The sequence below is a fragment of the Alphaproteobacteria bacterium 33-17 genome (assembly GCA_001897445.1).
GTDB lineage: Bacteria > Pseudomonadota > Alphaproteobacteria > Rickettsiales > 33-17 > 33-17.
In genome coordinates this window covers 23,647-34,607 of the sequence record MKSX01000030.1, presented here as the reverse complement: position 1 = coordinate 34,607, position 10,961 = coordinate 23,647, and the positions used below count along the sequence as shown (strand labels likewise).

Here is a 10,961-nt window from a genome sequence, read left to right as displayed (position 1 = left end):
GGCGCTTAAACAGCCCTTTCAGACTTATTGTCAACCCTTTTCCTCCAATATTCCGTCACCGATACTCCGAACCCATACAGCAATGACATATGGTAAATCTTATTGTCACTCCGTTACTATTTATAGTCATTTAAGTTTTCTTTGAAGGACTTAAGTGGTGAGCCGCTCCAAATTTTTTCATGGATTTTGTGATAATCTTTTGATTCTGTTTTAGTAAAACACTTTTCCCAAAACCTTGTAAGCTGTGATGTATTTTCATGAAATCTTGCATGGTGCATCGCGTGATGACAAGGAGTAGTAATAATATTAAACGGAAATACTTTTAATAGTTTTGGAGATATAAACTCATGATTTGAATGAGTCAGCATGCCGTAATGCTCAAGGAAATATAAGAAAAATATATAACCAACAATATAAGACTGATCGATAACGCTTAAATCTATACCGAATATAAACTTTACACTGATTGAAACTGTAAATAATATAGTGCCAATAAATAAATGCTCTGAAAGCAAGAACTTATGATAGCTTTCAGGTCTTGTAAGTGCTGACTGATGATGAAATACGTGAGTTTTCTTATATAGACCTTTATAAACATGAAATAAATGATGAGATAACCAAAAAGCAAAGTCTACAACAATAAAGCATATTAAAAATGCTAAAGCTGCTTTAGTCAGGTCAAAGTCTGAGATTATAATTTCTTTCAGGATTAAGGTATTGTAAAAAACGCTTATAGATAGAATGTAAAATATTTTGGTTGCAATAGATTTGATAATAACTTTCGGAACTTCTTCGGGGAATTTGACGTCATATATTTTTTTGCTGATTTTTCTGATGTATAATTTATCAAAAAAATAGTAATTTGCATCACCCAGCAGCACTGACAACCCCGTACATATTACCAAGCCGATTTTACTATCTATCAAACCAAGAAAATATAAAATAGATACAGGAATTATTGGAAGTAAGAAATATGTAATAAAACTTATAATATAACTGGAAAATAGCGCCATTTTAATACCTTACTTATATTAATTTGTTTAATTTAATTGTTTTACTTATTTTGGTATAATCAACTTTAGAGTTATGCCTTTTATCCATTGGTATTTCTGTAACCGAAATATACTCAACAACGTCAAATCCAAAGTTTTTATTAATTTCCTTTTTGATATTTTTTAATTCATTTAAATCAGATTTATTATATGTTTCAACCGCTAAAATGCGTTTGTTATCAACCATTACTAACGCAGCATTTTTAACAATATCGTAGCTGTTTGCTGCGCATTCTACACTAAACGGATGAATGTGTTTGCCCTCAAAGTTTATAATCTGCTTATACCTACCCAAAAGCCAAAGTCTGCCCAGCGGATCAATATAGCCACTATCGCCCGTTCTATGCCAAATTTCCCCATCTACGCTAAATTTAGTATCAAGATTATCTTTAGCATTTACATAGCTTTTTACAACGTTATTTCCTGAAACAACAATCTCACCAAACTCCATTTGCTTACATGAAATATTATCAAACTCAGATTTATCAAGCTTTATATAATCGGTATAAGTTTTATGAAAATTGATAATTTTTACCTTAGCAGCCTCAACAATGTTACCAACTAAAACGCCTTTCCCCTTATTCATGTTCACAAAATCCATGTCTTTTATTTCACGGTAATGAAGGTCTGCTATTGGCTCTGCTTCGGTTGATCCGTAAATTGCTATAATATCGGCGCTTGCAAAAACTAATCTTAGCTTTTTTAAAAGCGATGGATATACAGGTCCTCCCCCTGTAAATATATGCTTCACACTAGTATTAATGAGTTTATTTTGAATTGCATAATCAGCAAGGTTGCCACAGATAATAGGTGGGAAAGTAAGTCTGCTAACTTGATCTTCTTTGATCTGCTCCCATAATACTTTAGGGCTTACATTTGCTGGTTTTCTTAAATTGCCTTTAGGAATCACTGTTGTTATTGCAGAGCCTAAATTTGATAAAATAAATATCGGCAGGCTAATCATGTCAACCACACCTGAAAAAGGCTTAGTTGTTCCTATAATTGCCTTATGCTGGTTTAATAAAAATCCATGACTTCTTATAATTGCTTTTGGAATGCCAGATGATCCACTGGTAAAGGTAATTATAGCTGGGTGATCTTCATCCACTTCTGCTGTATCAATAATACTTTCATTTTCAGCAAATTTTTGCAGGTTTATAGTGTTAAATGGGGTAAAACCTGTTGTGAATCTAAGAGGAATATGGCTAATCAAATTTAAAAATTTTAGCCCTGCAAAGATTGTAGGAGTTGTAACAATTGCCTTTGGCTTAAGCTGTTTATAATGCTCAAGTAACATTTTAGATGCAGAAGGCTCAATAAAAGTTACAACCGCACCAAGTTTTAGTATGGCAGATAAAATTGCATATAACTCTATAGTTATTGGAATATACATAACTATAATATCATTTTTTCTAATTCCGTGTTTTTTAAAAACTTTAGCGTAATGATTACTCTTTTCCTCAAGCTCTTTATATGTAATAGTATTTTTACTAAAAAGCCCATGATGAATAATTGCTGTAGTAGCACTACTATTGCTTTGTAAAATATTATAAAGATTCATAAGTCGCACCCAAATACCTGATATTTACGAATATTTTTAGCACCCATTTTATGACTGATTTTTAACGAGTAATTATCTTCCTGCATTAAGGAGTGTATTACATTTGTAAACCCATCCTGAAGCGCCAGCTTGCTTGCCATATGATAAAATAAGGTTCCAATCTTTTTGCCTGCATATTTACTGTCAACTGTTAAGGTTTTAAGTACGAAAGTATTGATTTTACCCGTCATCATTTCATTATAATTTGGATAATTAAGCAGATAACCTATTATTTTTCCTTCATGCACTGCTACAACAAAATATTTAGGGTCGAGTTTTTCAAGTAATGGCATATACATTACCGAAAATTCCTGAATTGAAAGAGGACTATATAAATAATTACCTTCAAAACCATTGATAGTTAGATGATAAATATCATTTATGAACTTTTGTTTATCATGCAAAAAGTTTTGGATGTTATCTATGGTAATATTATATTTCGCAAGATTTGCAGTTATTTCATCAATTTTTGCAAGGCTTTCTGATGATGGAGTAACTAATGTAGAATAATAGGTTGAGATAGGCTTAAATCCAGAATCAACAAAACCTTTTACAAAATAATCAGGTGTTAGCGGCTCTAAGTAAAATGGCGGGATAGTTTTATCACCATCGACAACTAGTCTGTATTTCTTCCAGGTTGAGCCATCCATTGGTGATATAACATAGTTGTAGCCTTTGTTTTTGATATAAGCTTTTGCTTCATTTATAAGCTTTAAAAGTATATCTTCGTTTTCTACATGAATATGACCAATGTATGCTACTTTTTTATCTTTGAATTCTTTTATTTGAGGATCAAACCAAATAGATAGCATATTACGAATTTTAGAATTTTCTTCATGAAGCAATATGCTATTTGGTCTATCAAACTTGATATGATCCAGACTTAAGTTAGGAATTTCAAACTCAAAATTACTTAGTTCCTGAAGATTTGATATAATATGTGTTGTCATAATACTTGCCTGTTAAAATTAAACCATGCCTAATCCAGATGCGAGCATAGTAAATAAGAAATGCCTTTTCCAAATTGGTATTTTTTTCGATAAAACTTCACAAAATCTAACAAACCCAAATGTGGTTATGCAGCAAATTATATACATTTTAGGTGCGTGATATATGATAAATTCTTTGATATTCTTGGGATCATATAGATAATAAATTGGCATTATAAGTGCGCACGCTACTGAAGTATAAAGCACAATATTTGACGTAGATATTTTGATTTTCTTATCATCAAGCCTGATAATTACCAAAATAGAAAGTGTTGATATTGCAGCAGTTAAAACCGCTGTATAAAAGTTTACATTAGGGAAATGCTGGCTTATAACAGACCATACAAATGGTGCGCCCCCCATTGAAATTACTGCCTTTATATCAAACCTTGCTTCATGTTCAATTTTTACTAAAAATGGCACTACGGCTCTAACAATTACAAATGGCAATAACCACCACAAACCTTTAACCACCCATAAGTAAAAAGCAATAAGCAATAGCCCAAGTTTTGCCTGGGTCATAAGCCTTATGTCTTTTCTGTAATATACCAGTACTAAAAATACCATGATCGATGATAGATCCAGCATTAACACGCTTAGTGGCTTTGGTATTAAATTACTAAGTAAGCTATATGTTGAAAGCGGTATAAGAATATTATCCAGCCCGTCCCATGCACAAGCTTCTATTATAGTAACCACTATTGCGGTAATAGTAGCAATCACCACCATTGATTTATGAGGTATAGAAAGATTGTCAGAAAGCAAAAGCATTGTAATTAATATTAGTACTAAGCTGAAAATAAAGAAGGTAAACATTCCCTCATAGCTTTTTTTACCATCAACACCACTAAAGGATACCTTGGCATAATTTACGCCTATTAATGCCGCTACAGTGTCTGAGAATGTAAGCAGTGACATAGAGACAACGTAAATAAAAATGTTGTGCATTGAAAGGTAAGCAAGAGCGCCAGAACCTATTAAAAAATAAAATTCGCCCTTTGATTTTCTTTTAACTGCGTAAAGCGACTTTCCAGCTAAGTTGTAAAAGAATTTCACTTTTTTAATTAATAAAGATAACGCAACTAATATGATATTGGTGAGGATAGCGCCGTGGTAAGAATCAAAGATAAACGGATATGATATTGTAGCAATACCAACTGTAACATGCACAGCTTTTCGCTGAAATTCATCCTGAATATTGAAATAACCCGCAATTCTGCTAAGCACAATATTAAAAAATGATATGCTTAGTACAATTGCAGCAATATAATAACACTCGGTAATACTTACCAAAGGCATGGATTAAATCACCTCTTCTATGTGAAAATTACAGTAGAAAAAGGCTTTATCATTGTAAAATAAGTCTTTGCTTAAATCCTCAAGTTTCTTAATTTTATTTGCCATATCGTCTGGTCTTGAGCGCGGAACTAACATATTCCAGTATGCTAAGCGTGCGCCTTTGTCACTGACTGACAAAATTTGATTTAAAATCGTTCTGTAGTTATCTACCGACATATATTCAAAAATGTCGCTTAAGTTAAACTTATTGATTTTTAGATTTTCAGACTGGCATTTTTTAACAACATCTTCAAATGACATTTTATGCCATTCAAGCCTGTCTATATTCTTTTTGATAATCTCAAAGTTTTCTGGTCTTAAATTCATTGGCAGTGCGTTTTTAGAATGCTTGCCTGTTAAAATCCAGTAAAAATATGGGTTAAGTGACGGATCAAGATTAGTAAACGCATGTTTTATTCTGCCCGATATATGGTCATACATGCTGCCTTCTACGTAATTGAAAAACGAAGGATCTCTACCCATAATACCCATGACAGTTTTAGAGAAGAATAATTTTATAAGCGATCTCCACATAAAATTATTCCATTTGTTATCGTAAAACTCTTCACGCTCAGCTTTTGTCATAGATTCTGCAACTTTTTTAAGATTGCTTGATGACTGAGTAAGGGGTAATACAAAGTCTCTGAAAATAGCAAAGTATTTTTCAAATTTACCTGTTCCTGCAGCACCGAATTTTTCTATCATATCTTTTTTATCATCCCAAAATTCCTGTGCTTCTTTACTTATATACGGTCTTATTTTTTCATAAATTTTAAGTCTGTTATTTGAGTCATATGAACCAAGCAGCTCTAAAAATTCCTGATGTGATAAATGTTTGTAGCAAGCAACTCTTAATTCTACGCAGTAAAGCTGCGCCTGACTTAAATCCATGCAGATTACTTTTTTAGGGTTGTTAACCAGCATTGCAAAACTATTATCACCAGCTGATGCAATCGACAGACATACGTCACCTTCTTTAACATCAAGACCTTTAACCAGAATATCCGCGTCTTCCCAGCACTGGGCATATCTTATTATTTCAAAACTAGCTTTTGCCGCAATTTCAGAACTCATGTCTATACCTACTCTTTAATAATTCTTGTAATTACGCCTGTAGCGCCATCAAATTCAACTTCATCACCTGTTTTTAGCCATTCCATAAGTCCGTGAACCGAAACTACAGCCGGTATTCCCATTTCACGAGCAACAATTGCCGAATGCGAAAGCAAGCTTCCTCTTTCCACTAAAATACCAGATGCATTGGCAAATAACATGATCCAGCCTGGATCTGTAAATTTAGCAACCAGTATTTCACCCGGAGCTAACATATCTTCTTTAGGATTATGAATCACCCTAACTTTGCCTCTTAGAATTCCTGGGCAGCAGCCAATACCTTTACGTACATTAGGATCGGATGTATCAGCCTCGGGGCGTGATGCAACAATGTTATCGAAACTTAGCGATACCGCCCCTGTAATAAAGAATCTTTGCGGCGGATCTTCCATATTCTCATAATTAGCTGCCTCTTCTTTTCTGATAGCAACCAGATTTTTAAGATTAAGAGTTGTAAGCCTTCCCTCAAACATTCCCAGTATTTCATCAAGCTCTAAGTAAAAAATATCACGGTAATGCTCTAGCTTACCCATTGCTAAAAGCTTTTTACCTGTAGCAATTGATATTTTACGAATAGTTCCAAACAGTCTTGTACGTTCAAAGCGAAGATTCTCACGATTTCTAACCAGCCTTACCGCATGTTTTATAACCCATTTAGTTACGGCAAGCATAATTGGCTTGTGGCTTAACATGCTATTTAGTTTATTGTATGGTTCTGTATCATCGCTTTCTTCTTCATGGTCGTTTGTATTATTACTTAATGCAAATGTTAAGATTGTGTTTTGGAATGTTGACGGGTCTTCATCAAGCGTAAGGCTTTCCAGCTTTAACTCTTGCAAACATCTATCTGCAAATTTATCTAAATAACTATAGTATAGCTCTGAAAACTCTTTGTCTGCCTTAATTGCAGCAACGATTTTTTCCTGATTTTCTGATTTTAATGCATCTAAAAGCGCGCTATTTTTTGCTGCAACTTTAGCCATTTGTTTAATTCTTTTAGCTGGTTCTGCGCTAATAATATTTCCCTGGTGCTTGAGGAAAGAATTATGTAGTTCTTCACCTTCTTTGCCAAGGTATTTGTTAAGTAATTTTCTTGATAAACCAAAGAAAATCATACAGTAAAAGTCATTGATAAGCGGTGCGTTCCAGTTGTTTATCAAAGCTTTCTCTAAATTACGGAAATAGGTTCCCAGCTCATCTAAAGTCATATTTTCAATGTCACTTGAAGAACAGGAAAGTGTTTTTTGGAGTAAATCAAAAAAGTACTTAATTTCTTGTTCAAGCCTGATAAATTGATAAAGTGACTGCACAGAAGAAATAATCAGCCTGTACCATGCAATAAGCTTATCTTTTGTGGTATAGGTTTTTATAGTAATCTGGCTCATGATTTTATCTGGTAATGGCTCAGATACGCCCATCATCTGCTCCATGAACTTACTATTAAGCGTAAACCCAGGCAGATACATGATCATTTTATACCAGTTAAGCAAGTTGTAATACATTCTTCCGTTAATAAAACCAAGGAAGTTATCATAAACTATGAGGTTTTCGGAAATAACACTGCGCGGAACACCCATAATTTCAGAAAATCTTTTGTAAACGGCAGAATAAACAGTGCTTGCAAAAGAAAATGTAAGTGGCGATACAATGCCAGAGTAGCTTTCAACAATATTACTATTGTCCCAAAGGGTGGTAACATGCTTAGAAGCGTTTTTAATAGTAGTAATCGGTCTTGACTGAAGTAAATAAACTTTCTTATTTTCAATTGCCCATTCAATATCTTGCGGGGACTGAAAATATTTCTCAACTTTCACAGCAAGCTCTCCAACCTGCTTGCATTCTGACTTGCTAAGTATTGGGTGATTGTCTTCTATTAAATCAGATTTCAGTATTTCCCCTTTACGGCTTAAATAATAAGTATCACCGTCTACCTCACCTGTCATGAGCTTGTCACCTACGCCTTTAGTAACAGAAAGCACCATTTTATTAGGGTTATATTCAACAGGGTCAACGCTAAATATTACCCCAGCTTTATCGGCATTTACCATTTTTTGTACTAAAACTGCAGGCGAGCTAAATAACGGATCGATATCACGCTGTTTATAATATTCAAAAATTCTTTCGCTAAAGCCTGAATGCCAAACTTTTTTTACGTATTCAAATAACTCAGCTTCTGTTACCCATAAGTAGCTTTCAAACTGCCCTGCAAATGAATTTTCTTTACCATCTTCAATGACGCCCGAAGATCTTACCGCCATTTTACACTTGTGAAGTCCTAATTTTGCTACAGTTTTAGAGATTTCATCTTTGACTTTTTGGTTAATTTCAAGCTTAGCGAATACTTCTTCAACTCTATGATCCTGGAGCATTTCTTTTTGCTCAGTTGTCAGCGAATCAAGGAAAGCCTGAGGAGAAATTGCAAACCATTCAGGTATTGTAAAGCCGCCTTTATTCATTTTAGCAAGTGATGCGGATTTTCCACCAATTTTCGCTACATTGATAGGGTCTTTTTGTGTGTATATATACTGCATTATTATGCTCCGCTAGATTACTGAAAATAAACTTTGTGTATTAATGGCACGATGCCAATTGCCAAATATCCCATTAAAACGCTAAGCCCTGAAAATGTGTCAATTTTCTTAGATAATGCAGGCGTAGGTTTTGCTATAAATTTTAGCCCTGTAGATATATTTAACGCCATCATAACTATAGTAACTATTGCCGCTAAAACAGTGTATCCAGTATAAAAAGATGTTATTATACCCCCACCAAATAGTAGAGATAAAGCACCAAACCATGCGTATGTAGCCTTTTTCATACCCCATACAACTGAGTAAGTTTCTACGCCTTTTTCTTCAATTTCAGGCGATCTTATTTTCCTACCAATTTCAAAAGTAAACCCACCGCCAAAGCTCATTAGCAAGAAAAATATTAATCCTTCAGGCATTGAATTACCTTGTAAAACCCAGTCAAATGCTGAAATAAATAGGTTGATTAACATTATGATTATCATGTGCGACCACATATATGTAAATGGTCTTGCTTTAAGCCAGTCTACAGCAAAAAACTCAACGCTCATTAAACCTAAATATACCCAAACCGCTATAAGCAAATATGTTAGATTTATATTAAGCGAATATGTTATATAAAGCTGTGCAGCGCATGTAATAATACCTAAAACAAAAAGCTCTTTAAGGCTTATAAGCCCTCTTGGAACTGGTCTGTAGGGTCTGAAGTTTTTGTCATCTTCAAAGTCTTTAAACTCATCAGCTATACGTAATTGTAAAAATATAAACAGCACGCATACAAAGCACATTGCCATTATATTAAAGTCAGGGAAGCTAATATCACCACGTAATATTCTTGAGATGAACATTCCGGCAAGCACAAAGGCCAGTATTAAAATACCATGAGCGATAAGTGGAAATCTTTCTTTTTGGTATTGCCATAGTCTTAAAAATATATTGTCGTTATTACTTGCCATTTTTCCCTCTTGCTAAATTTTGATGCGCTCTTGTAAAGTGTTCCGCTGAAATTGCCCCTGCTATTGATAACTCACCAGCTAAGCACATTGCAGCACATATTTCTGAAAATTTCCTTGAATTCCCTGCCCCCAAGCAGTTCATTATATTAAGTGCAGCCGACTGACTTGGAAGCTTTGTACCGCCACCTATTGTGCCTGTAATAATATTTGGAAGTGTTAGGCATACATATAAAGATCCGTCATTTGTAAGCTCCGCACGAGTAATGCCGATGGATGACTCTGATACACATGCAGCATCCTGCCCAGTTGCTATATAAAGAGCTGCCAAACCATTGGCAATATGCGCCTGCACACCAATTGAGCCGCTCATAATGCTGCCTACCGCCGACAATACCCACTGCTTTGCCATTTTTTCAGCCGTTGTATGAAGTAAATCTTCAATAACCTTGCCTGGTATAATTACTTCTGCTACCACTTTTTTCCCGCGAACATTTTGGAAAGACTGGGCATTTGCTTTTTTATCACCTGAAAAATTTGCTTCAATGTATGAATGCACTGGCTTTATAGGGCAGTTTTCTAAAATATAATTATATATTGCATTGGTAGAAATTGTTACCATGTTCTGACCTGCTGCATCACCAGTAGTAAACTCAAAATCAAGGTAAACGTGGTTACCTTCTAAAGTAGTATTTAAGTCAACAAGCTTTCCGTGCTTAGTTGTGTCTTCTACTATTCCTTTAAAAATATCAAGCTTATCGCTAACCCATAAAATAAACTGCCCTGAATCAATCATAGTGTTAAATACAAAACCTGGAACTCTTGAAACACCTTCATTCAATATAAATGTGGTACATCCACCTGATGCACCAATTACCATCGCGCCCCTATTATATGAAGCAACAAGGGCTGCCTCGGTAGTTGCAAGCGGAACATAATACTCGCCCTCAGCGAATGCCCCGTTTATTTTTAAAGGACCTATAAGTCCTATAGGCATACTTGCCATTCCGATGAAGTTTTCAATGTTGTTTTCGTAAACTGAATAGTCTTCAATTGGTTTACTAGAATCTAATAATTTTTCCTGATCCTCATCAGTTGCGTTAGTATGCTCTTTTAGAATGTTCCACCTGCGATCTATAAAACCCTGACTAATTTTCTTACTGGGTTTAATTAATGGTAAAACAGGCTTTTCTCTGTTCATCAAACCTTTAATAATTTCATTTAGAGGCTTTTTCTTCTCTTCCATTACTAATTTTAACATTCTTTGTATTGATTCTATTGACGAAGCCATTTTTAGTACCTAAGGTTTTTAACTAGAAAAAGATTTTATTTTAATGTATTGTAATTATATTAATATATTAGGATTTTTGTGCAATATCTATTTTATA

Annotated in this window: 8 protein-coding genes; all 8 read right to left on the bottom strand. The window is 34.3% G+C overall.

Features of this window, described 5'->3' with window-relative positions; all coding sequences use genetic code 11:
• Positions 1-116: 116 nt before the first annotated feature.
• From BGO27_00580 to BGO27_00545, 8 genes are read right to left on the bottom strand one after another with little or no spacing between them, the layout of a single operon-like run.
• On the bottom strand, positions 117-1,013 hold the full coding sequence (locus BGO27_00580; GenBank protein OJV11946.1) for a hypothetical protein: 897 nt from the start codon (positions 1,011-1,013) through the stop codon (positions 117-119).
• Between the two features lie 13 nt (positions 1,014-1,026).
• Positions 1,027-2,613 (bottom strand): hypothetical protein, encoded by a 1,587-nt coding sequence (locus BGO27_00575; GenBank protein OJV11945.1) that lies wholly within the window; start codon positions 2,611-2,613, stop codon positions 1,027-1,029.
• Positions 2,610-3,602, bottom strand: coding sequence for a hypothetical protein (locus BGO27_00570; protein OJV11944.1), 993 nt, complete (start codon positions 3,600-3,602; stop codon positions 2,610-2,612). Before BGO27_00570 ends, BGO27_00575 begins: the two co-directional genes overlap by 4 nt.
• An 18-nt stretch (positions 3,603-3,620) precedes the next feature.
• Positions 3,621-4,940 carry a hypothetical protein gene (locus BGO27_00565; protein ID OJV11943.1) on the bottom strand — a complete coding sequence of 440 codons (1,320 nt, stop codon included), beginning with the start codon at positions 4,938-4,940 and terminating at the stop codon, positions 3,621-3,623.
• Positions 4,941-4,943: 3 nt separating this feature from the next.
• Positions 4,944-6,053 (bottom strand): hypothetical protein, encoded by a 1,110-nt coding sequence (locus BGO27_00560; GenBank protein ID OJV11942.1) that lies wholly within the window; start codon positions 6,051-6,053, stop codon positions 4,944-4,946.
• An 8-nt stretch (positions 6,054-6,061) separates the two neighbouring features.
• Positions 6,062-8,623, bottom strand: coding sequence for a hypothetical protein (locus BGO27_00555; protein OJV11941.1), 2,562 nt, complete (start codon positions 8,621-8,623; stop codon positions 6,062-6,064).
• Between the two features lie 17 nt (positions 8,624-8,640).
• Positions 8,641-9,576, bottom strand: a complete 936-nt coding sequence (locus BGO27_00550; protein ID OJV11940.1) for a hypothetical protein — start codon at positions 9,574-9,576, stop codon at positions 8,641-8,643.
• Positions 9,566-10,834 (bottom strand): 3-hydroxy-3-methylglutaryl-CoA reductase, encoded by a 1,269-nt coding sequence (locus BGO27_00545; GenBank protein OJV11948.1) that lies wholly within the window; start codon positions 10,832-10,834, stop codon positions 9,566-9,568. The genes BGO27_00550 and BGO27_00545 overlap by 11 nt, the downstream gene beginning before the upstream one ends.
• Between the last annotated feature and the right edge of the window lie 127 nt (positions 10,835-10,961).